At 66.2% G+C, this 22,655-nt stretch carries 20 protein-coding genes; 13 read left to right on the plus strand and 7 right to left on the minus strand.

The features are described from left to right. Positions 1-98 precede the first annotated feature (98 nt). Genes JOD63_RS17320 through JOD63_RS17340 form a run of 5 tightly spaced genes read left to right on the plus strand, consistent with a single transcriptional unit; the run spans position 99 to position 4,757 of the window. The gene (locus JOD63_RS17320; RefSeq protein ID WP_211088155.1) at positions 99-1,037 is read left to right on the plus strand and encodes a thiamine pyrophosphate-dependent dehydrogenase E1 component subunit alpha; all 939 of its coding nucleotides are present in this window, start codon (positions 99-101) and stop codon (positions 1,035-1,037) included. Then, on the plus strand, positions 1,030-2,028 hold the full coding sequence (locus JOD63_RS17325; protein ID WP_045274590.1) for an alpha-ketoacid dehydrogenase subunit beta: 999 nt from the start codon (positions 1,030-1,032) through the stop codon (positions 2,026-2,028). The genes JOD63_RS17320 and JOD63_RS17325 overlap by 8 nt, the downstream gene beginning before the upstream one ends. A 10-nt stretch (positions 2,029-2,038) precedes the next feature. Then, the gene (locus JOD63_RS17330) at positions 2,039-2,269 is read left to right on the plus strand and encodes a biotin/lipoyl-containing protein (protein ID WP_211088156.1); all 231 of its coding nucleotides are present in this window, start codon (positions 2,039-2,041) and stop codon (positions 2,267-2,269) included. Between the two features lie 8 nt (positions 2,270-2,277). Beyond that, entirely contained in the window at positions 2,278-3,987 is a 1,710-nt protein-coding gene (locus tag JOD63_RS17335) for an FAD-binding protein (protein WP_211088157.1), read from the plus strand. Continuing rightward, positions 3,984-4,757 carry a 2-oxo acid dehydrogenase subunit E2 gene (locus JOD63_RS17340; protein ID WP_052682361.1) on the plus strand — a complete coding sequence of 258 codons (774 nt, stop codon included), beginning with the start codon at positions 3,984-3,986 and terminating at the stop codon, positions 4,755-4,757. The genes JOD63_RS17335 and JOD63_RS17340 overlap by 4 nt, the downstream gene beginning before the upstream one ends. Before the next feature lie 71 nt (positions 4,758-4,828). Here JOD63_RS17340 and JOD63_RS17345 read toward each other — a convergent pair whose 3' ends face one another. Both JOD63_RS17345 and JOD63_RS17350 read right to left on the minus strand, forming a co-directional pair. Further along, a complete protein-coding gene (locus JOD63_RS17345) occupies positions 4,829-5,278 on the minus strand; it encodes an organic hydroperoxide resistance protein (protein WP_045274587.1) in 450 nt (149 codons plus the stop codon). Then, the gene (locus JOD63_RS17350) at positions 5,271-6,689 is read right to left on the minus strand and encodes an MFS transporter (RefSeq protein WP_342667282.1); all 1,419 of its coding nucleotides are present in this window, start codon (positions 6,687-6,689) and stop codon (positions 5,271-5,273) included. The genes JOD63_RS17345 and JOD63_RS17350 overlap by 8 nt, the downstream gene beginning before the upstream one ends. A 157-nt stretch (positions 6,690-6,846) precedes the next feature. Between JOD63_RS17350 and JOD63_RS17355 the strand changes: the two genes are divergently transcribed. Continuing rightward, positions 6,847-8,409: a CoA-acylating methylmalonate-semialdehyde dehydrogenase gene (locus JOD63_RS17355; RefSeq protein WP_211088158.1), complete on the plus strand. Its 1,563-nt coding sequence runs from the start codon at positions 6,847-6,849 to the stop codon at positions 8,407-8,409. 82 nt (positions 8,410-8,491) lie between these two features. After that, positions 8,492-9,196 (plus strand): lipoate--protein ligase family protein, encoded by a 705-nt coding sequence (locus tag JOD63_RS17360; protein WP_052682354.1) that lies wholly within the window; start codon positions 8,492-8,494, stop codon positions 9,194-9,196. Between the two features lie 87 nt (positions 9,197-9,283). On the opposite strand, the gene JOD63_RS17365 is transcribed toward JOD63_RS17360, so the two are convergent. The 3 genes from JOD63_RS17365 to JOD63_RS17375 form a co-directional block, all read right to left on the minus strand. After that, complete coding sequence (locus tag JOD63_RS17365) at positions 9,284-10,018, minus strand: VOC family protein (RefSeq protein WP_211088159.1); 735 nt, start codon at positions 10,016-10,018, stop codon at positions 9,284-9,286. 143 nt (positions 10,019-10,161) lie between these two features. Continuing rightward, positions 10,162-11,157: an NADP-dependent oxidoreductase gene (locus JOD63_RS17370; RefSeq protein WP_045274522.1), complete on the minus strand. Its 996-nt coding sequence runs from the start codon at positions 11,155-11,157 to the stop codon at positions 10,162-10,164. A gap of 57 nt (positions 11,158-11,214) precedes the next feature. Next, positions 11,215-11,928 carry an SDR family oxidoreductase gene (locus JOD63_RS17375; protein ID WP_045274521.1) on the minus strand — a complete coding sequence of 238 codons (714 nt, stop codon included), beginning with the start codon at positions 11,926-11,928 and terminating at the stop codon, positions 11,215-11,217. 112 nt (positions 11,929-12,040) lie between these two features. Here JOD63_RS17375 and JOD63_RS17380 point away from each other — a divergent pair, with 112 nt between their 5' ends. Continuing rightward, positions 12,041-12,649, plus strand: coding sequence for a TetR/AcrR family transcriptional regulator (locus tag JOD63_RS17380; RefSeq protein ID WP_045274535.1), 609 nt, complete (start codon positions 12,041-12,043; stop codon positions 12,647-12,649). A 392-nt stretch (positions 12,650-13,041) separates the two neighbouring features. Here the strand turns inward: JOD63_RS17380 and JOD63_RS17385 are convergent, their stop codons facing one another. Next, a complete protein-coding gene (locus JOD63_RS17385) occupies positions 13,042-14,073 on the minus strand; it encodes a LacI family DNA-binding transcriptional regulator (protein WP_045274520.1) in 1,032 nt (343 codons plus the stop codon). Between the two features lie 204 nt (positions 14,074-14,277). Between JOD63_RS17385 and JOD63_RS17390 the strand changes: the two genes are divergently transcribed. From JOD63_RS17390 to JOD63_RS17410, 5 genes are all read left to right on the plus strand, one after another. Further along, a complete protein-coding gene (locus JOD63_RS17390) occupies positions 14,278-15,549 on the plus strand; it encodes an ABC transporter substrate-binding protein (protein ID WP_045274519.1) in 1,272 nt (423 codons plus the stop codon). A gap of 89 nt (positions 15,550-15,638) precedes the next feature. Further along, positions 15,639-16,559, plus strand: a complete 921-nt coding sequence (locus JOD63_RS17395) for a carbohydrate ABC transporter permease (RefSeq protein WP_045274518.1) — start codon at positions 15,639-15,641, stop codon at positions 16,557-16,559. 1 nt (position 16,560) lies between these two features. After that, positions 16,561-17,382, plus strand: coding sequence for a carbohydrate ABC transporter permease (locus tag JOD63_RS17400; RefSeq protein ID WP_045274517.1), 822 nt, complete (start codon positions 16,561-16,563; stop codon positions 17,380-17,382). Continuing rightward, entirely contained in the window at positions 17,379-19,637 is a 2,259-nt protein-coding gene (locus JOD63_RS17405) for an exo-beta-d-1,3/1,6-glucosidase (RefSeq protein WP_045274516.1), read from the plus strand. Before JOD63_RS17400 ends, JOD63_RS17405 begins: the two co-directional genes overlap by 4 nt. A gap of 30 nt (positions 19,638-19,667) precedes the next feature. Beyond that, positions 19,668-21,941, plus strand: coding sequence for an alpha-L-rhamnosidase (locus tag JOD63_RS17410; protein ID WP_045274515.1), 2,274 nt, complete (start codon positions 19,668-19,670; stop codon positions 21,939-21,941). Between the two features lie 38 nt (positions 21,942-21,979). Here JOD63_RS17410 and JOD63_RS17415 read toward each other — a convergent pair whose 3' ends face one another. Beyond that, complete coding sequence (locus JOD63_RS17415; protein WP_052682351.1) at positions 21,980-22,627, minus strand: TetR/AcrR family transcriptional regulator; 648 nt, start codon at positions 22,625-22,627, stop codon at positions 21,980-21,982. Between the last annotated feature and the right edge of the window lie 28 nt (positions 22,628-22,655).

Here is a 22,655-nt window from a genome sequence, read left to right on the forward strand (position 1 = left end):
ACCAGCAGAAAGGAACTCGAATGAGTGAAACGGTGGCTGAGGCCCCACCAGTCGAACGTGAGCTGACAACGGAGCAGCTCCGCGGACTCTGGACCTCGATGACGTTGGAGGAGGCGCTCGACACGCGGATCCTCAACGGGATCAAGCGCGGCGAGCTCGCAACGGTCATCTGGCCATCGCGTGGCCAGGAGGCGATCTCGGCGGCGGTGGGCGCGGTGCTGCGCACAGATGACCGGCTGATCACCACGTACCGCGGACTCCACGACCATGTGGCCAAGGGTGTGCCGCTGACCGAGATCATCGGCGAGGTCATGGGCACCACGGTCGGAGCATCGCGTGGCAAGGGCGGGACAATGCACATCGCCGACCCCGCGCACGGGGTGCTCCTCACAACGGGCATCGTCGGTTCCGGTGTCCCCATCGGCGTCGGAACGGCACTCGCGGCCGTGAAATCGGGATCGGACCGCGTGACCGTGGTGTCGTTCGGCGATGGCGCGACCAACACCGGCTCGTTCCATGAGGGTGTCAACCTCGCGGCGACGTGGAAGCTGCCCGTCGTGTTCGTCTGTCAGAACAACCTGTACGCAGAGATGACGCCGGTCGAAGACACCATGGCGATCGAGCATGTCGCCGATCGGGCGAAGGGTGTCGGGATGCCGGGGGTCACCGTCGACGGGAACGACCCGGTCGCGACGCTGCAGGTGCTGGCCGAAGCCGTGGAGCGTGCTCGATCGGGCGGCGGTCCGACGCTCGTCGAGGCGGTCACCTTCCGCTTCGAAGGCCACTACGCCGGCGACACCGGTAAGTACATTCCGTCGGAGCAGCTCGCGCGTCAGCGGGAGCTCGACCCGATGGTGACCTTCCCGCGCTACCTCCTTGAGCACGGGTTCACGCAGGAAGAGCTCGACGCGATTCGCGTCGAGTCCGCGGCCGCCGTGGAGGAGGCCCTCCGCACGGTGCTCGCCGCACCCGGACCGGACATCGACGAGATCCGGTCCGATGTCTACGCCGACGGATTGGTGGTCACCCATGACTGAGACCCGCACTATCTCCATTCGCGAGGCGCTGAACGAGGCGCTCGCCGAAGCCCTGCGCGACGACCCGTCAGTGTTCCTCCTCGGCGAGGATCTCGCCGACCCCGCGGCAGGCGTCAATGCAGTCACCAGGGGCCTCGCCACCGAGTTTGGGTCGGATCGCGTGATGAACACGCCGATCTCGGAGGCGGCGATCATCGGTGCGGCGGTTGGTGCCGCGATCGAGGGGTACAAGCCCGTCGCCGAGATCATGATCATGGACTTCATCGGCATCGCGATGGACCAGATGGTCAACCACGCCGCGAAGATCCGTTACATGTCGGGCGGTCGCACCACGTGTCCGATCACCGTCCGCACGGCGGTGTTCGCGGGTACCGGCTCGGGTGGAACGCACTCCCAGTCGCTCGAGGCGTGGTTCATGCACGTCCCCGGGATGAAGGTCGTGTACCCGAGCAACCCGGCGGATGCGAAGGGCTTGCTGCTGTCGGCGATCTTCGATCCTGACCCGGTGCTGTTCATCGAGGCATCCCGGCTGTACGGCGTGAAGGGAGAGGTTCCCGTCGGCGACGGTCATCGCGTCCCGATCGGCAAGGCCGCGATCATCAGGCCGGGCACCGACCTCACGATCATCACATACGGCCTCGCCACAGCCAGCGCCGTGCAGGCCGCGGAGCGACTGGCGGAAGAGGGCGTGGATGCCGAGGTCATCGACCTGCGCACCCTGCTCCCGCTCGACATGGACACGGTGCTGGAATCGGTGGGGCGCACCCGCCGCGCGATCATCGCCCACAACGCGACCACCGTCGCCGGCCCGGGAGCCGAGATCGCGGCGCAGATCTCGGCGAAGCTCTTCGGCGTCCTCGCCGAACCGGTGCAGCGGGTCGGCGCCCGCTTCACTCCGATCCCTGCGCGGGCATCGGAGTTCGCCGTCACCCTCAGCGTCGACGGAATCGTCGACGCTGCCAAGCAAACGATCGGAGCAGTTCGTGTCTGACCATGTCCCCGTGACCATTCCCAAGGTCTCGATGGCCGCTGAAGAAGTGGTCTTCGTCGAATGGCTGGTCGCCGACGGCGCGACCATCAATGTGGGCGACGCGATCTACAGCGTTGAGACCGACAAGATCGAGATGGAGATCGAAGCGGCGGCCGGGGGCATCCTGCGCCACGGCGAGGCCGTCGGCGACGAGACCTACGAGGTCGGCGCGCAGATCGGGCGCATCGAGCAGCCCGCATAGGGATGAGCATGCACTGGGACTTCGAATTCGATGTCGTCTCGGTCGGAAGCGGCGGTGGCGGTCTCGTCGCCGCCGCTTCCGCATCCGACGCGGGCGGCACGGCACTGGTCGTCGAGAAGCGAGGCGTCCTCGGGGGCTCGACCGGCATGTCGGGGGGCGTGGTCTGGCTCCCGAACAACCCGGTGATGAAACGCGACGGCATCGACGACTCCGAGGAACGCGGGATGCGCTACTTCGCGTCGACCGTGGGAGATGTCGGGCCCGCATCGTCGGACGCCCGACGGCGGACCTTCCTCTCGTCCGGAGCCGACATGATCCGCCTCCTCGAAGACAAGGGGGTCGCCTTCGTTCGTTGTGACGGCTACAGCGACTACTACTCGAACAACGACGGCGGACACGACATCGGGCGCTCGATCGAGCCGCGACCGTTCGATGGGCGCCGAATCGGCGAGTGGCTGCCGAAGATCCAGCCGGGAATGGCAGCGGGGCTCGGGATGTCGGTGAAGACCAATGAACTGCGGCACGTCCAGTACTTCAACAGGTCGCTCCGGTCGTTCGTGATCGCCGCCCGTGTTCAGCTGCGCACGTGGGTGTCGGCGCTGACCAAGCGCCCGATCCTGACCAACGGCACGGCACTCATCGCCGAACTCGTGCGGGTGTGCCTGGACGCGGGCGTCGAGTTGTGGACAGACACCGCATTCGAGGAGTTCATCGTCGAGGACGGCGCGGTCACCGGCATCCGGGTCCGTCGGGGTGAAGACGTGGTCGCGGTGCGCGCCCGCAAGGGTGTCGTGCTGGCGTCGGGCGGCTTCGCCCACAATCCGGCGCTTCGGCGGGAGCATGGCGGCGATCAGACGCCCGACCCGGCGTGGAGCGTTGCCAATCCCGGTGACACCGGCGAAGCGCTGTCGGCCGCGATCGCACTTGGTGCTCAGACCGACCTCCTCGATGAGGCCTGGTGGCTTCCGGGGCCGGACCGCGCACTCGGTGCGAGCACCCTGTCAGCGGCGAGGAACCGGCCCGGAACGATCATCGTCGGCACCGATGGCAGGCGCTTCGTCAACGAGTCCAACTCGTACGTCGAGGTGGGGAAGGCGATGTTCGCCCGCGATCAGGTCACGCCGGCCGTGCCGTCCTGGCTCGTCTTCGATGATGGCTATCGTCGGCGCTACGCCCATCGGCGCAGTCTCCTGGTGGGGAGGCTCTCGCCCGAGTGGCTCGAGTCGGGTCTGATCGTCCAAGCGGCTACCCTGCGAGAGCTCGCCGTCTCGTGCGGCATCGATCCGCAGGGGCTCGAGCAGCAAGTCGCCGAGTTCAACCGACACGCCGCTGCCGGAGAGGATCCGCAGTTCGGGCGGGGAACGTCCGCCTACAACGTGTGTCTCGGCGACCCGGGCGGTTCGGTTCCGAACGCTGCCGTGGGCCCGCTCGAGTCAGGTCCGTTTTACGCCTTCCGCGTCTTCCCGAGCGACGTCGGGACATGCGGAGGCCTGATCACCGACGAAGCGGCCCGAGTGCTCACCGCGGATGGCCCGATCCCGGGACTGTACGCCACCGGCAACACCACGGCGACGGTCATGGGCCGGCACTACCTTGGCGCGGGCGCGAGCATCGCCAACTCCATGGTTTTCGGGTACGTTGCTGCTCGCCATGCGCTCGGCGGATCGGACGATCCAGAACAGCCTCAAGACCGCAAGACACAAGGAGTCAGCGCATGACCATAGCCCCGCCCCTCACCGCCCCGCCGCCGGCGTCCCCGGCTCTCGACGTCTCTCCGCTGCGCGGTTCGACCGAGAAGCTCAGTCGACTTCGCAAGATCATCGCGCGCCGCATGTCCGAGTCGCTGCAGAACACCGCGCAGTTGACCACCGTGGTCGAGATCGACGTCACCAAGCTCGCCGCGCTCCGGGATGAGCATAAGCAGGCATTCGTCGAGCGGGAGGGTGTGAAGCTGTCATTCCTGCCCTTCTTCGCGAAGGCCGCCGTCGAAGGTCTGCAGGTCTACCCGCGGGTGAACTCGACGCTCGACCTCGAAGCGGGAACCGTCACATATCCGGATGCCGAGAACTTGGGCATCGCGGTCGACACAGCACAAGGGCTGTACGTCCCTGTGATCGCCGATGCCGGCAACCGGAGCGTCGCGGAGATCGCACGGCGCGTCGACGAACTGGCCGATCGGGTGCGATCGGGGACTGCCGGCCCGGATGACCTCGCGGGCGGAACGTTCACGCTGACCAACACCGGCAGTCGGGGGGCCCTCTTCGACACGCCGATCCTCAATCGTCCGCAGTCCGCGATCCTCGGGACGGGGGCCGTCGTCCGTCGGCCTATGGTGGCGAGGGATGCGTCGGGAGACGAGGTGATCGCGATCCGGTCGATGGTCTACTTCGCGCTCACCTATGACCACCGCATCGTAGACGGCGCCGACGCAGCCCGATACTTGACGTGGGTCAAGCAGAGGCTCGAGGGAGCGCAGTTCGACATCTGAACCACGGCTGAAGAGCGGCCGCCGGGGGAGTTGCCCTCGGCGGCCGCTCTTCGTCTGGGCGGCGATCAGCTCTACAGAGCGGCAGGCTCCAGCGCGGCATCCGTCACCGCGACGAGTTCGACCGGGATGTTGCCGCGAGTGGCGTTCGAATAGGGGCAGATCTGGTGCGCACGCTCGGCGAGCCGGTCGGCGACCTCCTGTTCGAGACCTGGCAGCCCAACGCGAAGCGCGACCGAGAGGCCGAACGCGCCGTTCTCGCGCGGACCGATGCCCACTGAGGTCGTCACGCTTGACCCGGTCAGGGCGACGCCGTCCTGACGCGCGGCCACCAGGAGGGCGCTGTGGAAGCACGCGGAAAAACCGGCCGCGAACAACTCCTCCGGATTGGTGCCGTCGCCGGATCCCCCCATCTGCGGGGGCATCGCCAGCGTGAGGTCGAGCCGACCGCCGTCGGACTTCACCTGACCGCTGCGGCCATTGCCCGTCGACGTGGCCGTCGCGGTGTAGAGAGGGTCAGACATGGGTGATCTCCTTTTCTGAGAGTGACCGCTGCGGCTCCTGCGCCGCGACGGGGGAGGGGAATCGCTTCTGTGAGGGGATGAAGATTGCCAGGGCGATGCTCACCATGCCGCCGATGCATCCCAGCAGCAGGGCGACCTGGAACCCACCGCCGGTCGGATACCCGGTGTGCGAGGTGTGGGCCGACTGCGCAAGCACCGCGGCGATCACCGCGGATGCCGCCGTCGTGCCGAGTGCGCGCATCAACGTGTTCAGCCCATTGCCCGCCGCCGTTTCCGAATCCGGCACGGACCGCATGACGAGCGTGGGCATCGCCGCGTATCCGAGTCCGATTCCAGCGCCAAGCACAGCGTTGATCACGGCGATGCTCACGATCGTGGTCGGGACCAGGAGGGCGACGATGTATGTCGCGGCGATGGTCGCAGCACCCAAGATGAGCAGCGACTTGGGGCCGACCCGGTCCATCAGGCGCCCCGAGATCGGTGACATCGCGAGCATCGCGAGGCCCGAGGGCATGAGGGTCACGCTGGCTACCAGGAGCGAGGCGCCGAGGCCCCCGGCGCTTTCAGGAAGGCTCAGCAGTTGAGGGAAGGTGATGTGAGAGGCGAAGAGCGCGAAGCCCATCGCGATGGACGCGAGGTTCGTCATGAGTACAGGCCTGCGCAGACTCACGCGGACGTCGATCAGCGGCTCCCGTCGTCGCAACTGGTACCAGCCCCACATCACGAACACGAGCAGTCCGCAGCCACTGAGGACCAGGGTCTGCCACGCTGCCCAGCCCCACTGATTCCCGTTGGAGAGCACGAGAAGCAGGGCTGTCAGACACACCGCGAGGCCTAGCGCTCCTACGTAGTCGAAGCGGCCACCACTTCGGATGCCTTCTGTCGGCAGCACGAGCAGGCAAAGAACGAGAACAGTGATGCACAGTCCGGCCGACACCCAGAAGAGGATGTGCCAATCGCCGATCGCGGTGATGATCGCACCCACGGGAAGCCCTAGTGCCGCTCCGACGCCGAGCGTCGCGCTCACGAGTGACACGGCGACGTTCACCCGGTTCTCGGGCATCACGTCGTGGAGCAGGGCGATGCCGAGCGGGATGACCCCCATGCCGACGCCCTGTAGGCCTCGCCCGATGATCATCGGGAGCAGCGAGTCCGACAGCGCGCACACGAGCGATCCGGCGGTGAGCAGACCGAGCAGGACCAGGATCACCGTCCGCTTGCCGTACATGTCGCCGAGCCGACCAGAGATCGGCACGCAGATGGCGGAGACCAACAGGGTGATCGTGATCACCCATGCGGAGTCTTCTCTCGACGCGTGCAGGAGGTCGGGGAGCTCGGACTGGATCGGAATCAGCAGCGAATGCATGAACGCTGCAACCATCCCGGCGGTCGCGAGAACGAACAGGATCAAGCCAGGTCGGATCGTCGCGCCAGAGCGGGGATGTGCTTTCAGCGTCGTTCGGTTCGGTCGACGGACTCTCCGTGAAGTTGCTGTGCTCACAGTCCACTTGTAGCACGGAACAAATGTTAGGTACAGTCATCGTGATCTTCGACGACGAAAGAAAAACATGACAGATACCGCGTTGACCCCTCAGGACCCGTGGACCGACGTCCGCACGATCTCGCATTGGATCGATGGCGATGAGCGTGCGTCGCAGTCGGGGCGGACGGCTCCGGTGTTCGACCCGGCGACCGGTGCGGTGCAGGCGCGGGTCGCGTTGGCGGACGAGGCGGAGATCGCTGCGGCGATCGCGTCGGCGAAGGCCGGGTTCGAGGTGTGGAAGGACTACTCGATCGCGAAGCGGCAGACGGTGCTCTTCGCGTTCCGGGAGCTGCTGAACTCCCGCAAGGGCGAGCTCGCCGCGATCCTGACCTCGGAGCACGGCAAGGTGCTCTCCGACGCGATGGGTGAGATCCTGCGCGGTCAGGAGGTCGTCGAACTCGCGACCGGGTTCCCGCACCTGATCAAGGGCGCCTACTCGGAGAACGCGTCCAGCGGCATCGACGTGTACTCCACCAAGCAGCCGCTCGGGGTGGTCGGGGTCATCTCCCCGTTCAACTTCCCCGCGATGGTGCCGATGTGGTTCTTCCCGATCGCGATCGCCGCGGGCAACGCGGTCGTCCTCAAGCCGAGCGAGAAGGACCCGTCGGCCGCGCTGTGGCTCGCACGGCTGTGGGCCGAGGCCGGTCTGCCGGCCGGGGTGTTCACGGTGCTGCAGGGCGACAAGCTCGCCGTCGACGGACTGCTCACCAGCCCCGACGTGCAGTCGATCTCGTTCGTCGGGTCGACCCCGATCGCGCAGTACATCTACGAGACCGCGTCCCGTCACGGCAAGCGGGTGCAGGCACTCGGCGGTGCGAAGAACCACATGCTCGTCCTCCCCGACGCCGACCTCGACCTCGTCGCCGACCAGGCCGTGAACGCCGGGTACGGTGCCGCCGGGGAACGCTGCATGGCCATCAGCGTGGTGCTCGCCGTCGAACCGGTCGCCGACGACCTGATCGCCAAGATCACCGACCGCATCGGCCGACTCCGGATCGGCAACGGCGCCGGGGTCGACGGTGTGGAGCCCGACATGGGGCCGCTGATCACCGACGTGCACCGCGACAAGGTCTCCTCGTATGTCGACATCGCCGAGGCGGACGGCGCGAAGATCGTCGTCGACGGCCGCGGCTTCCAGGTCGACGGGCACGAGGACGGATTCTTCTTCGGCCCCACCCTGATCGACGACATCCCCACCACGAGCCGCGCGTACACCGAGGAGATCTTCGGCCCCGTCCTCTCGGTGGTCCGCGTCGCCTCGTACGAGGAGGGACTCGACCTGATCAACTCCGGTCAGTTCGGCAACGGCACCGCGATCTTCACCAACGACGGCGGCGCGGCCCGCCGGTTCCAGAACGAAGTGCAGGTCGGCATGATCGGCATCAACGTGCCGATCCCCGTCCCCGTCGCCTACCACTCGTTCGGCGGCTGGAAGCAGTCGCTGTTCGGCGACGCGAAAGCCTACGGCGTGAACGGCTTCGACTTCTTCACCCGCGAGAAGGCCATCACCGCCCGCTGGCTCGACCCCGCCACCCGCCACCACTCCGAGAACACCGGCATCAACCTCGGCTTCCCCCAGAACCACTGACCCCGTTTCGCATTGCGCACGCGCAGAGGAGGGTGGGGCATCGCTTACCCGGGTTCGGGCGGGGTAATGAGAGTGTTGGGCCGTGACTGACGCCGACGCACCGGGTTCCAGCAGGCGAGTACTCATCATTCGTCAGCAGGATCGAGTTGCCGCTGCCGACGACCTCGCCCGCTCGGTGGAGCTCTTGCACGCTGTCGCGGATGGAAGCCTCGCTGAGGACCGTGTAGTGCGCCTGTACACTCCGGCGCCCACCGTTGCGATGAGCCGTCGCGAGAGCCGACTGCCCGGGTTTGCTGCTGCAGCACGGGAGTCGCTCGCTCGCGGGTTCACTCCCGAGATCCGACCGACCGGTGGACGCGCTGTCGCGTATGACGACACGTGTGTCGTGTTCGACGTCATTCAACGCGAACGACAGGACGAGATCGGCCAAGAGCGACTGTTCGCGAAGATCGGCGAGGCGCTCGTGCAGGCGTTGCACGTTCTTGGCGTCGACGCTCATGTCGGCATCGTGCCCGGCGAGTACTGTCCGGGCGAGTACAGCGTCAACGCCGGGGGGCGCGTGAAAATGATCGGCACTTCGCAGCGATCTATCCGCGGCGCGCGACTGCTCAGCGGAATGCTTCCTTTGGGTGATGTCGATTCCCTGGCGGAAGTCCTCGCGATGGTAAACGCTGCTCTCGACCTCGAATGGGACCCCAGGACTTTCGGCAGTCTTCATGCCGAGTCTCCTGGCGTGTCACGCTTTGAGGTCGAGAACATACTGGTCGCCGCACTAGCGAGCTGGTGATCGCGACTGTCATGTTGGCGCTGGCGTCAGCGGGCGGAGACGGAGTCCCCAACGGCGGTGCCCATTGGGTAGACGCTTGAGTGCGAGTTACAGTCCGAGCTCTGCGACTGAGCGGAGCGCCTCGGCGACGCCTGAAGTCACTTTGGGTGGATGGTCGGGGAGACCCGCGAGACGCGTCACTTCGGCCGCGGCATTCTCGGCGCCGTGCCTGTCACCCAGGCGCAGCCGCAGCTCCGTGAGGTAGGCCCACGCCGTCGCGCGCTCGTCGATCGAAGCCTCCGAATGTCGGACGAGCGCTCCGGCGAGCAGCCGTTCGGCCTGCGCCTCGACACCGTGAGAGTCGGCCATCACGACGGCGTTCTCGACGGCGCGTGCGAGGGGGCCGCCGCCTTCCGACACCCACTCGACTCGATCGTCGACCGAGCGCGGCGACTCCTCGGTGCGAGTGGGGCGAGGGCTGGCACGAATCCAGTTGCCGTCGAGGTCGACGATGCTGAACCCGCTGAGTCCGCCGTTGTTCGCGCGTCGTCGGGGCCTCGTGATTCGAGGCAGACCGTTCAGTGGCGTGCGACCGTAGAGCTTCGTGAGGCCGTCTTTCAGCAGCGCGTGCAACGGTTCTGTGTCGTCGACGAGGATCCCGCAGGTCGAATGATTGGCGGCCGGGTCGAGGTCATCAATCCCGTAGTAGTGCAGCGCGAAGCCGCCGTGCTCGAGAGCGAGGTAGGGGTTGGGTCGAAGCTGACGATACGTGACGGTCAGCCCGAGCGCCGTCCAGAACTCCGCAGTGCGGTCGATGTCCGCGCATGGGAGCATCGCGATCATCCGCGCATCCGTCAACGCAGCGTCCACGACTCCCGCGCTACCCGACCACACGGATCATCTTGCGGGCATGCCCGAAGGTGGGGCGCGTCGCGTTCGCTTTGCGGTCTGTTGGTCGGGACTGAGCGCGGCGGTAGGTGGTCTGGCTAGTCGCGGCGGGTGACGATCTTGCCGGGGTGGCCTCCGGTGGTGAGTGCGGCGAGGGCCTCGGGGGTCTGCTCGAACGGGTAGGTCTGGGCGACGATCGGGCGGATGATGCCGGTGTCGACGAGGTCGGTGATCCTTGTGAGCTGTTCGCCGCTGGCGCGCATCCAGAGGAAGTCGTAGTCGACACCGAGGGTGCGGGCGTGCTTGCGGGTCTTGGTGCTGAGTCGAGAGATCACCGCACGGACGATGAGGTTCGCGCCCATGCTGCGTGCGAAGGCCGGGGTGGGTGGGCCGGAGATGCCGATGGCGCGTCCACCTGGGCGGAGGACGCGGAGTGATTTGTGCAGGTTCTCGCCGCCGAGGCTGTCGAGGACGAGGTCGAACCCGGTGAGTTCGTTCTCGAAGTCTTGGGTGCGGTAGTCGATCGTGATGTCGGCGCCGAGGCTGCGGGCAAGATCCGCGTTGGCGGCGCTGACGGTCGTCGCGACGATGGCTCCGAGGTGTTTGGCGATCTGGATGGCGATGGATCCGACGCCGCCGGCGCCGGCGTGGATGAGGATCTTCTGCCCGGGCTGCACGTTGCCGAGTTCGACGAGCGCCTGCCAGGAGGTGAGCGCGACCAGCGGAAGGGATGCCGCTTCCTCGAGGCTGATGGAGGTGGGGGCGGCGGCGAGGTCGTCCTCGGCGACCGCGATGCGTTCCGCGAAGGTGCCGATTCGTCCGTCTCGGACGCGCCCGTAGACGCGGTCACCGGTCGTGAACCGGGTCACGTTCGCGCCGGTCGCGGTCACGATCCCCGCAACGTCGTGCCCCAGTGTCAGGGGGAACGGCTGCGGGAGGAACGCCTTGAATGCGCCTTCGCCGATCTTGATATCGAGCTGGTTGATGCTCGCTGCTTTCACGTCGACGAGCACGTCATGCGCGCCCAGTGTCGGCTCGGGGAGGTCGGCCGCCAGCAGCGGCAGACCGTACCCGGCGATGGTGAATGCCTTCATGTTCAGTTCCTTCGGTTGTCGTGATGTCGTTGTCGGCCCCAGTTGCGACTGCCGCGGTCAGCTGGTCGCGGAGGCCAGCTGCGGGTAGAGCGCTTCGATCGGAGCGGAGAGCGCCCCCTTGACCTGCTTCGACGCCTCATCCGCGAGCACCTCGAACTCGTCGGCCTCGACGGCGTCGAACACCTGACGCACAAGGTTCGCGGGGTCGAGTTTCGGCCCGGGTGCGTGCGCGGCCATCGGGGTGTCCACCCACCCGGCGTGGACGCCGACGACGTGCACGCCGCTGGGTGCGAGTTCCAGGCGGAGCGCGTTCGTGGCAGACCACAGCGCCGCCTTGGACACGCTGTACACCCCGGCCGTCGCAAACCAGCTCAGCACGGAGTGGATGTTGATCAGCGCTGCGCCGGGCGCGGCGGCCAGGACGGGGGTGAACGCGCGGGCAAGGCGCAGCGGGCCGAAGAAGTTCGTCTCCATGCTCCCCCGCAGTTCCTCCTCGGACAGATTGAGAAGGCTCCCTGTCGACGGGGAGACACCCGCGTTGTTCACGAGTACGGTCACGTCGGGTGCCGCGGCGACCGCCGCAGCAATGGATTCCGGATCGGTGACATCCAATCGCAGCGCGACCACGCGAGGGTCGTCCCACTCGCGCGGACTGCGGGCGGTCGCGTACACCTTGCTCGAGCCGCGCTCGAGAGCTTCATGTACGAACTGGGTACCGATGCCCCCGTTCGCGCCGGTGACGAGGACAACGGATGAGGTGAGATCGGGCACGGCGGTCCTTTTCGAGCAAGCATTGAGCGGGTGGAAGGATGGGACTGATCGCGAACGCGGCGACTAGACTCATAACTGAGCATAGTCAGTAATTATTCCGGAGGGCATGATGATGCCGGCGAATGAGCCGCACATGGGCAGACGCGAACGCAACAAGCAGCAGAAGCTCGAGCGCATCACGGCCGCGGCTTCCACCCTGTTCGCTGAGCGCGGGATCGACGATGTCACTACCCAGCAGATCGCCGACGCCGCCGACATCGGCACCGGCACCCTGTTCCTCTACGCCAAGACCAAGGGTGAACTGCTCTTGCTCGTCCAGAACGCGAACTACGCCGCCGCGCTCGAGCGAGGTCACGCCGCAGCGCCCGCCGCCTCGACGGCTGTCGACGCCGTCATGGCGTACCTGCGCCCGATCATCGAATGCAACCGCACCCAGGTGGAGAACGGCCGCACATACCTACGTGAAATGGTGTTCGGCGACCCCGCCGAGCCCTACCACGCCGCCGCGCTGGAGATCGTCGCAAGAACTGAGACCAGCATCGCCGACACCCTCACCACCCGGCATCGAATCGACCACGAGCGGGCGTCGGCAATCGCCCGGATCGGCTCCGCAATCATGTACGTCACGCTGAGTGCGAGCACCAACACCGCTGCCGACACAGAGGTGCTCTTCGAGCACATCCGCCGGCAAATCGCCACCGTGCTCACCGATGTTCATTGACCGCCTAGGCAACGACAGCGCAGTCGGATCCCAATCGGGCAATGCTCGCAGACGGGACCGGTGCATGCAACGGGATCCCGAGATGGGGGAGGCTGCAGGGAGAGCGCCGCTATTGCTGTTGGATGAGGGTTTCATTGCGCGCTGACCAGGGTGATCCTCCACTGCGCTAACGGGCCGAGACGCGGAGCACGAGCGCGAGCTTTCGGTGAAGCATCTGCTCGGGAGTCAGGGACAGCATCTCCGCGAGCGCGGGCGCCAGGCTTGGGTCCACGCCCTTCAACTTCGATGTCTCGTGGTTGTCCGACCTCCACCCCGTGGAGCCGACGGGGCACGGCCGCGCCTCGCCGGAACACTTGTCACCATCGTGGGCGACATGGCGGCGAGTGGGGAGGTCAGCGTGTCGGCGATGCAGGCCGGGTCGACGCCCGCACCCGCAGCTTCGGCTCCAGTTCGCGATGGCGGGGCTCGGTGCGGCCCCCGCGGATCCGCTCCATGAGGAGGTCGATTGCCGCTCGACCCATCGCCTCGCCGAACTGATCGATTGTCGAGAGCGAGACGAGCGGGTGTCCCGCCATGCGGATGTCGTCATAGCCGATCACCGACACATCTTCCGCTGTAAGGCCGAGGTCGGCGATTGCGCGAAGCGACTCGATGGCGAGTGTGTCATTGCCGGCGAAGATCGCGGTGATTCGGGGATCGCTGACGAGCAGTTCCTTCGCCGAAAGGTAGGCGCCGTCTCCCGCCAGGTCGCTGTAGACGACAAGTGGTTCGAGCCCTGCGTCCGCGGTCACGCGTTCATACATGAGGCGCCTGACGGTGTGGGGTGGCTGAGCGTCGGAGCGTTCGTTCTTCATGCGCAGGGTGAGGTGCGCGATTCTGCGGTGGCCAAGGCCGAGCAGATGGTCGAGCGCGAGGCGAGTACCTGCCTCGTCGTCATTGGTGATGGTGTCGTAGCTCGCGGACTTATCATGCCGGCCTAGCAGAACGACCGGAACCTCGCGGGAGAGCTCCTCGAGCCACTCGGGCGTCACCTCCGGCGAAATGGCGATGATACCGTCCACCTGACGGTCCGCGAGGTTCTCCAGAACCGGAGTGCCGCTGAGCTCGCCGAGGCCTGGAGCGATCATCAACTGGTAGTTCGTGCCGGATAGCTGAGAGGCCGCGCCTTTCATGATCTGAGTGAAGAACTCGCTGTCGAGATTCGGGATCTCAAGTCCGATGCTGAAGCTCGAACCTCGCATTGCTCGCGCCGCGATCCTGGGGCGGTAGCCCAACTCGCGAATCGTCGCCTCGACGCGCTGCCGCATCTCGGGGCTCACGCCATAGGCGTCACGGATGACCTTCGAGACGGCGCCCTTGGAAACGCCCGCAGCCTTCGCCACGTCGTCCATCGAGGGGCGGCGCCGCGTCGCAGGTGTGCTCATCTTCGAACGATCCTCTCCGTCGTGTCCCGCCCGGCCACTCTAGCGGGGTTCGTGCACCGGTTGACGTATTTCGTGTGAACCGGTTGACAACCTTCGCATTTGTCCCCTACCTTGCTCTAAGCGGCATTCCGGCGGTTGTGTCAACCGGTTTACGCGACGAGATACACGGCTCACAATCGAAGCCTTTACAAGGAGGTAAACGCAATGTCCCGTATTGCCAAGAGGACGGTCGCCATCATCGCGGCGGCAGCAGCAACAGGCCTGGTTCTTGCCGGGTGTTCCACGGATACGTCAGAGGGCGGCGAGGACGGCGACACCGTGCTGACCATGTCGGGTTGGGCAGACGACGGTATCGCCGAGGCGCTCATCGCACAGTTCGAAGAAGACAACCCTGGCGTCACCATCGACTACACGGGACTCCCGTGGCCGAACATCCTCACCCAGATCAATACCGAACTCGTTTCGGGGACCGCGTCCGACATCGTCGTGGTCTTCCCCGGCAACGGCAACCCCATCACCGCGCAGACGCTGGCGAAGGGCGACTACCTCGCCGACCTGAGCGACTCACCGTGGGTGTCGAACTACAACGACGCCAACCAGGCCGTGATGGGCGCTGACGGCAAGATCCTGATGGGCGCCAACGCGTTCACCATCATCCCCGCCATCTACAACACCCAGGCGCTCGAGGCGGTCGGTGCAACTCCTCCCGCGACATGGAGCGAGGTGCTCGACCTCTGCAAGACCGCGACTGACAACGGGAAGGTCGCCTACGCACTCGCCGGTGTCGCCGGTGGCAACTACCACCTGACCCCGTACGCGTTGACCGCGACCTTGCTCTACGGGCCCAACCCCGACTTCGTCGCCGACCAGTACGCCGGGGACGCCACGTTCAGCGATTCCGAGTGGAACGCTGCTCTCGACCAGTACACCGAGCTCATCGACGCAGGATGCTTCACCGCAGACGCCACCGGAACGGCGCTCGACATCGCGCAGGGCCAGGTCGCCAAGGGAGACGCTCTCGGCATCATCACGGTCAGCCCGCAGATCAGCACCATCCAGGACATGGCACCTGACGGCACGACCTTCGAGACCGCCGCGTTCCCGTCGACGGACGATCCCGCTGACACCTTCCTCCCGGTCGGGCTTGGCGCGGGCTACGGCGTGAACGCGAAGTCCGAGAACATCGACCTCGCCAAGAAGTTCGTGGACTTCTACCTCTCCGAGGCGGGCCTCAAGATCGCTGTCGACAACGGCTCGATCTACCCGAGCGGCCCGGTCGAGGGATACACCCCGCCCGAGGCGCTGGCCGGCGTGTCGGACCAGGTCCAGAGCGACAAGACGGTGTCCTTTCCGGACCAGACCTGGCCCAACGCCGTCGTGAACGACGCGTACACCACTGGTCTGCAGACCTTCATCGGCGGCTCGACCACGGCCGCGACGCTCCTGCAGCAGATGGATGCCGCCTGGAACGGCTAACCCCGTATCACACCAAGGGTCGCGGTGCGATGTTTTCGCAGCGAAGCATCGCACCGCGACCCTTCTCAACGAGGAGAAAGAACGACATCATGGCCATAGCAACTGCCGTCCGCCTGAACCAGGCGCCCAGGAAGCGCCGCCGCTACCGCGGCTTCGCATCCAGCGTGTGGTGGTTCGTCCTCCCGGCCCTTGCCCTGTACGTCTTCGCGGTCGTCTACCCCAGCATCCGTGGCAGCCTGTTCGCTTTCACCGACTGGGACGGCGTCACGCCGAACCCGAGCTGGGTGGGTCTGGACCAGTTCGCCCGAATCCTGACCGACCCCAACGCCGTCGTCGCGGTGCGCAACACACTGCTCATCGCGTTCGCGGTCACCGTCATCCAGAACGCCATCGGACTGCTGATTGCGCTGGCCGTCAACTCGCACATCAAGTCACGCAACGTCCTGCGCGTCATCATCTTCGCGCCGGTGGTCATCACGTCCATCGCCGTCGGGTTCCTCTGGCAGAACCTCTACTCGCCCGGCGGCGGCATCAACCAGATGCTCGAAGCCATCGGGCTCGGCGCGCTGCAGCAGAACTGGCTCGGGGACCCGGACATCGCGATCTGGTCCATCATCTTCGTCGTCTTCTGGCAGTTCGTCGGCTACTCGATGGTCATCTTCCTCGCCGGACTGCAAGGCATCCCGGAGGAAGTCCTCGAGGCGGCCGCCATCGACGGCGCAGGCCCCATCCGCCGATTCTGGTCTGTCGTCCGCCCGCTTCTCGCCCCAGCCATCACCATCAACGTGATGCTCTCCCTGATCGGCGGGCTGAAGCTGTTCGACCAGGTCTTCGTGATGACCGCAGGCGGGCCCGGCGGTGCGACGAACACCATCTCGACGCTCATCTACTCGAACGCCTTCTCGCTGGGACGGTTCGGCTACGCCGCCGCCCTGGCGGTGGTGCTGTCGATCTTCGTCGCGGTGGCGTCCATCATCCAGTACCGACTGCTCGCCCTCCAGGAGCGTTGACATGAAGAAATACACCTGGCGAACCGGCGTTCTCGAGGTCGGCACGATCCTCGTCGCCGTGCTCTTCCTCATCCCCATCTACATTCTGGTGAACCTGTCGTTCAAAGCTCCGGGCGACCAGAGCTCGACATTCGCGCTTCCGCAGGAGCCGACCTTCCAGAACTACATCGACGCATGGGCCCAAGGTGGGCTCGGGAACGCGCTCATCAACAGCGCCATCGTGACCGGCGCCATCGTCCTGTTCACGGTCATCTTCGCCGCCGCTGCCGCCTATCCGCTCTCCCGGTTGGGGGCACGCTGGTCGAAGCTCACCTACCTCGTGTTCCTCGCCGGACTGCTCCTCCCCGCCCAGCTCGCCCTGCTACCGCTGTACCAGACGGTCCGGGACCTCGGACTGCTCGGAACACTCGCCGGTGTCATCATCGTCGGCGTCGGTGCCAGCATGCCGTTCTCGATCTTCCTGTACGCGGGGTTCATGCGTGCTCTCCCCGCCGAGTACGAAGAGGCCGCAGCGCTCGACGGCGCCCACGCGTTCCGGACGTTCTGGTCGGTCGTGTTCCCACTCGTCCGGCCCATCACCGGAACCATCATCATCCTCACCGCCGTCGCGAACTGGAACGACTTCCTCACGCCGCTGCTGTACCTCTCCGGCAGCAACCAGAAGACCATCACGGTCGCGATCTACGGATTCGTCGGACAGTACGGCGCGCAGTGGAACCTCATCTTCGCCGGAATCATCATCAGCATCCTGCCTATCCTCATCGCCTACTTCTTCCTCCAGAAGTACATCGTCCAGGGCTTCGCCGGAGGGCTGAAGGGATGACCATCGATACCGCACCACTGCCCTACCTCGACCCTGCAGCGCCCATCGAAGAGCGTTTGGAGGACTTGCTCAGCCGGATGACGCTGGCCGAAAAGGTCGGTCAGATGCTCCAGCTCGACGCGCGCGGCGACCTGGAGGATCTCGTCGGCGGAAAGCTTGTCGGTTCGCTGCTCCATGCGTCGCCCGAGCGCATCGTCGAGTCACGAGCGCTAGTCGAACGCACACGCCTTCGTATCCCACTCTTGATGGCTGACGACTGCATCCACGGGCACTCGTTCTGGCCCGGCGCGACCATCCTGCCAACCCAGTTGGCGATGGCCTGCACGTGGGATCCGGAGCTCGTCGAGCGCGGGGCGCGGATGACCGCCGTCGAAGTGGCCGCCACGGGTCTGCACTGGACGTTCTCACCCGTGCTCTGCATCGCCCGCGACACGCGGTGGGGACGTGTCGACGAGACATTCGGTGAGGACCCTCACCTCATCGGAGAACTCGGAGCCGCGATGATCCGGGGCTACCAGGGGGCCGGGCTTGCAGACCCGACTGCGATCCTCGCCACGGCGAAGCACTTCGCCGGGTACTCCGAAACGCAGGGCGGAAGGGACGCAAGCGAAGCGGACCTCAGCCCGCGCAAGCTGCGGTCCTGGTTCCTGCCACCCTTCCAGCGCGCGGTCGAGGCGGGGTGCCGAACGTTCATGCTCGGCTACCAGGCCATCGACGGGGTGCCCATCACCGCGAACAAGTGGCTCCTCAACGACGTCCTGAAGGGCGAGTGGGGATTCGCCGGGACGCTCGTCACCGACTGGGACAACGTGGGCCGCATGGTCTGGGAGCAGAAGGTCTGCGCCGACCACGTCGAGGCTGCCATCGTCGCCGTGCAGGCGGGCAACGACTTCGTCATGACCACACCTGAGTTCTTCGACGCAGCGCAGGAAGCGGTCCGCCAGGGACGTCTCGATGAAGCGCTCATCAGCGCGGCCGTACACCGCATCCTCCGACTCAAGTTCGAGCTGGGCCTGTTCGACGATGCGCGCCTCCCCGACAGCGCGCGTCTGTCTGAGATTGGCAGCGAGCCCCACGCCCGCATCAACCTCGACATTGCTCGCCGGTCGCTCGTACTCCTCCGCAATGACGGCACGCTCCCGCTGTCTGCTCCGGCTGGCCGCACCCCGACCGTCGCCGTCATCGGCCCGAACGCGGACGACCAGCACGCACAGCTCGGCGACTGGGCGGGCGCATCCGGCCAGATCCCCTGGCTGCCTGACGGACACCCGCGGCATCTGACGTCCACCGTCCTGGACGGTATCCGCAGCTCCGTGCCCGCGGACTGGACCGTCACCTACGCGCGGGGGGCGGACATCGGACACGAGATCGTCGACCCCGCCGGCGAAGTGCTCCGCGATGGGCAGCCTCGTCCGAAACTTTTCATCCCCGCGGAGCCCGACAGCGACCAGATCGCGGAGGCCGTGCGCTCCGCCACCGACGCGGACTGGGCTGTGGTGGTTCTCGGCGACGTCGTCCCCCTGACCGGCGAGAACAAGTCGACGGCCACCCTGGACCTCCAAGGCGCGCAGATCGCGCTCCTCGATGCGCTTGTCGAGACCGGAACCCCTCTCATCGTGGTCCTTATTCAATCGAAGCCGTCGACCCTCCCCGAGTCGGCAGACCGGGCGGCGGCCATCGTGCAGGCGTTCAACCCAGGTATGCAGGGCGGACGCGCTATCGCCGAACTGCTTCTTGGCGTCATCGAGCCCACCGGGCGGCTGCCCATCACGGTGCCGCGCCACGTCGGCCAGCTCCCGGTCTTCTACAACAACGTGCGAGGTCAGCACGGCGAGCGATATGCCGACCTCACGCAGGACCCGCGCTTCGCGTTCGGTGAAGGGCTCAGCTACTCGACTGTCGAATACTCCGACCTGCGACTCGAGAACAGTCAGCTCACCTCAGAGGGTGCGGTCACCGCGCTGGTCACGGTTCACAACACCGGCTCTCGGCCCTCCATGGAGACGGTTCAGGCGTACGTCACCGACATCGTCACCTCTGTCACCTGGGCCGAGAAGGAGCTGAAGGCGTTCACGCAGGTCATCGTGCAGCCTGGAGAGTCCGTCGACGCCCGCCTCGAGATTCCCGTCCGTGAGTTGACCATCGTGGACGCGCGCGGCCACCGCACCGTCGAACCCGGCGACTTCGAGCTACGGGTAGGACGCAGCTCACGGGACGCCGACCTCCTCACCGCGCGGTTCACCGTCACAGCCTGACTCCGACGACAACCACACAGAAAGCACGTCATGACGATCCCCGAGGCGCACTTCATCGCAGCGAACATCGAGCCCGACACCGCACCCATCTTCCGCATCGAGTTCGACCTCGAGCCAGGGCACGGCGCAGTCCGGTCGGCGGTGATCTCGTTGAGCGCGCTCGGGATCTGCGAAGCATGGCTGAACGGGCAGGCGATCACCGACGCCCTCTACACGCCGGGATGGACCAGTTACGAGTGGCGGGTGCACTACACCGACCACGACGTCACCGCCCTCCTTGTCGACCGCTCCGTGCTGGGCATCCGGGTCGGCAACGGCTGGTACCGCGGGCGGCTCGGCTGGATCGAGACGGAGCGCTACGGCACAGAGATCGCTGCCTACGCGAAGCTCGTCATCGACTACGCCGACGGCCACCGGCAGATCATCGCGACGGACGAGTCATGGACAGTCGGCCCCAGTGCGGTCACCGCGAACGACTTCTACGACGGGCAGAGCATCGACGCGCGCCTGCACGATGACCGCTGGATGCAGAGCGGCTTCACGAGCGAAGCATGGGGTGGGGTGCATGTCGTCACCGACACCCCCTCCCTCGAACTGGACCCTGCCCCGCCCGTCCGGCGTGTTGACACGCTGAAACCCCAGAAGATCTGGGACAGCCCATCCGGGCAGACGCTCATCGACTTCGGGCAGAACATCGTCGGGTTCGTCCGCGTCCGCGTACGCGGGAAATCCGGCGACCAACTCACTCTCCGCCACGCCGAGGTCCTCGAGAACGGCGAACTGGCAGTACGACCCCTCCGTTCTGCGGCCTCGGTCGACAGGTACATCCTGAGCGGCGGAGACGACGTCTTCGAACCGACGCTCACCTTCCACGGGTTCCGATACGCGGAGATCACCGCCTGGCCCGAGGAGGTCGACCTGGCGGAGGCCCTCGAAGCGGTCGTCGTCTCCTCTGACCTGCAGCGCATCGGGTACTTCGAGTGCTCCGTTCCGGAGCTGAACCAGTTCCACTCGAACGTCGTTTGGGGCATGCGCGGCAACTTCGTCGACATCCCGACGGACTGCCCCCAGCGGGACGAGCGGCTCGGGTGGACCGGTGACATCTCCTCGTTCGCGCCGACCGCCGCGTTCCTGTTCGACGTGAAGGACTTCCTCACCGACTGGCTCCGCGACCTCGCCCTCGAACAGAGCGCACGCGACGGCCTGGTGCCGTACATCGTCCCCGACATCCTCAAGTACGCGAAGGTCCCGCAGCCCGGAGCCGGCGCCGAGGAAGCCGCCGCGTTCTGGAGCGACGCAGCCGTCTGGGTGCCATGGGCGCTCTGGCAGGCCTACGGCGACCGCGACGTACTCACCGCCGCCTACGAATCCATGGTCGCCCACGGACGACGTGTGACGTCACTGCTCTCCGAAAGTGGGGTCTGGGACAGCGGCTTCCAGTTCGGTGACTGGCTCGACCCGGACGCACCCGCCGACCAGCCAGGCGCAGCGAAGGCCGACCCCGGTGTGGTCGCCACCGCATGCGCGTACCGCACGGCGGACACCATCCGTCAGACTGCGCTACTCCTCGGGCACGCGGAAGTAGCCGCCGAGTTCTCCCTCATCTCCGCGCACATCCGCGACGGATTCCACCGGGAGTACGTGGACGGCGAACGGATCACGAGCGACTGCACGACCGTATACGCGCTCGCCATCGCGTTCGGCCTCCTCGACGAGCACGAGCAGGAGTGGGCGGGAGCGCGGCTCGCGGAACTGGTAGCGGCGAGCGGCTTCCACATCTCCACCGGTTTCGCAGGCACCCCCTTCATCACCGAAGCGCTCACCGCCACCGGCCACACCTCGACCGCGTACCGGCTTCTGCTGCAGCGCGAGTGCCCGTCGTGGCTGTATCCGGTGAGCATGGGCGCAACGACCATCTGGGAACGGTGGGACTCGATGCTTCCCGATGGGAGCATCAATCCCGGCGACATGACGAGCTTCAACCACTACTCTCTCGGTTCCGTCGCCGACTGGATCCACCGCGTCGTCGGCGGCATCGCACCCCTCGAGCCCGGATACCGCCGCATCCTCGTCGCGCCTCAACTCGACCCTGCGGTGGAGTGGGCGAGCACCCGGCTTCGCACGCCCCACGGATGGGTTGCCGTGAACTGGCGGCAGGACGACGACGCGACGACGCTGGACGTCATCGTTCCGACGGGTACGGTCGCAACCGTGCGCCTCGGCGGGTACGAGCAGCACCTTCCCGCTGGGCGACACGAGGTTCGCGTGGCGGCGAAGGACATAGCGGCGACGCGAGCGGCGTGAGGCGCAGTGAGAAGCTTGACGTCCGCGCTCTGGAGCAGTTAGCGAATGGGCGCGGCTTCCGGACCCGTTGGTGCGGAACTCGTCTCCGTTGACGCCGCGTCGCTCACTCCCAACGAGCTCAGAAGCTGAGCCATTCGGGCCCGCACGTCGATGCTGGGGTCATACATCCACATCAGTTGAAGCCCATCGAAGCTCGAGGCGAGGATCACTGCTGCGGCCTCCGGGTCACCATCAGCAGGGAACTCTCCCCGCGCTTGAGCGCCACTCAGTCCTTGGTGGGCGTAGAGGACGAAGGACTCGTAGCGTTCACGAAAGTAGGTGTGGGCAGGATGCTCAGGATCGCCTGCAGCGATGAGCAGGCTGAGCAGAAGCTGGCTGATCCCGTTCACCGCGACCGAGTAGCTGAGAGCATCGAGAATCCGGTTCGCGAATCCGATGGAGAAGTCGGTGTGTTCCGGGTCGATCATGGCTGCTGTGTCAGCGTCGTGCCAGCGCAGGATCTCCAGGAACAGGGCATCCTTTGACCCGAAGTAGTAGAGCATGCCGTTCTGACTCATGTCGACGGCTTCCGCTAGCTCCTTCACCGTGGCGCCGCTGAACCCGTTCTTGTCGACGACGTCGAGAGCGGCGCGGAGAATCTCCTCACGCTTCGCCGCCGTCTTCCTATACGGTCCGCGGGCTGGCATGTCCGAAGTCTAGGACGAATCCAAGCGA

The organism is Microbacterium terrae (assembly GCF_017831975.1).
GTDB lineage: Bacteria > Actinomycetota > Actinomycetes > Actinomycetales > Microbacteriaceae > Microbacterium > Microbacterium terrae.

Excerpts from the sequence above, each read along its gene's own strand:
- JOD63_RS17320 (WP_211088155.1), top strand. The coding sequence starts at position 99 with ATGACGTTGGAGGAGGCGCTCGACACGCGGATCCTCAACGGGATCAAG.
- JOD63_RS17325 (WP_045274590.1), top strand. The coding sequence starts at position 1,030 with ATGACTGAGACCCGCACTATCTCCATTCGCGAGGCGCTGAACGAGGCG.
- JOD63_RS17335 (WP_211088157.1), top strand. The coding sequence starts at position 2,278 with ATGCACTGGGACTTCGAATTCGATGTCGTCTCGGTCGGAAGCGGCGGT.
- JOD63_RS17340 (WP_052682361.1), top strand. The coding sequence starts at position 3,984 with ATGACCATAGCCCCGCCCCTCACCGCCCCGCCGCCGGCGTCCCCGGCT.
- JOD63_RS17345 (WP_045274587.1), bottom strand. The coding sequence starts at position 5,278 with ATGTCTGACCCTCTCTACACCGCGACGGCCACGTCGACGGGCAATGGC.
- JOD63_RS17355 (WP_211088158.1), top strand. The coding sequence starts at position 6,847 with ATGACAGATACCGCGTTGACCCCTCAGGACCCGTGGACCGACGTCCGC.
- JOD63_RS17365 (WP_211088159.1), bottom strand. The coding sequence starts at position 10,018 with ATGATCGCGATGCTCCCATGCGCGGACATCGACCGCACTGCGGAGTTC.
- JOD63_RS17370 (WP_045274522.1), bottom strand. The coding sequence starts at position 11,157 with ATGAAGGCATTCACCATCGCCGGGTACGGTCTGCCGCTGCTGGCGGCC.
- JOD63_RS17380 (WP_045274535.1), top strand. The coding sequence starts at position 12,041 with ATGCCGGCGAATGAGCCGCACATGGGCAGACGCGAACGCAACAAGCAG.
- JOD63_RS17385 (WP_045274520.1), bottom strand. The coding sequence starts at position 14,073 with ATGAGCACACCTGCGACGCGGCGCCGCCCCTCGATGGACGACGTGGCG.
- JOD63_RS17390 (WP_045274519.1), top strand. The coding sequence starts at position 14,278 with ATGTCCCGTATTGCCAAGAGGACGGTCGCCATCATCGCGGCGGCAGCA.
- JOD63_RS17395 (WP_045274518.1), top strand. The coding sequence starts at position 15,639 with ATGGCCATAGCAACTGCCGTCCGCCTGAACCAGGCGCCCAGGAAGCGC.
- JOD63_RS17400 (WP_045274517.1), top strand. The coding sequence starts at position 16,561 with ATGAAGAAATACACCTGGCGAACCGGCGTTCTCGAGGTCGGCACGATC.
- JOD63_RS17405 (WP_045274516.1), top strand. The coding sequence starts at position 17,379 with ATGACCATCGATACCGCACCACTGCCCTACCTCGACCCTGCAGCGCCC.
- JOD63_RS17410 (WP_045274515.1), top strand. The coding sequence starts at position 19,668 with ATGACGATCCCCGAGGCGCACTTCATCGCAGCGAACATCGAGCCCGAC.
- JOD63_RS17415 (WP_052682351.1), bottom strand. The coding sequence starts at position 22,627 with ATGCCAGCCCGCGGACCGTATAGGAAGACGGCGGCGAAGCGTGAGGAG.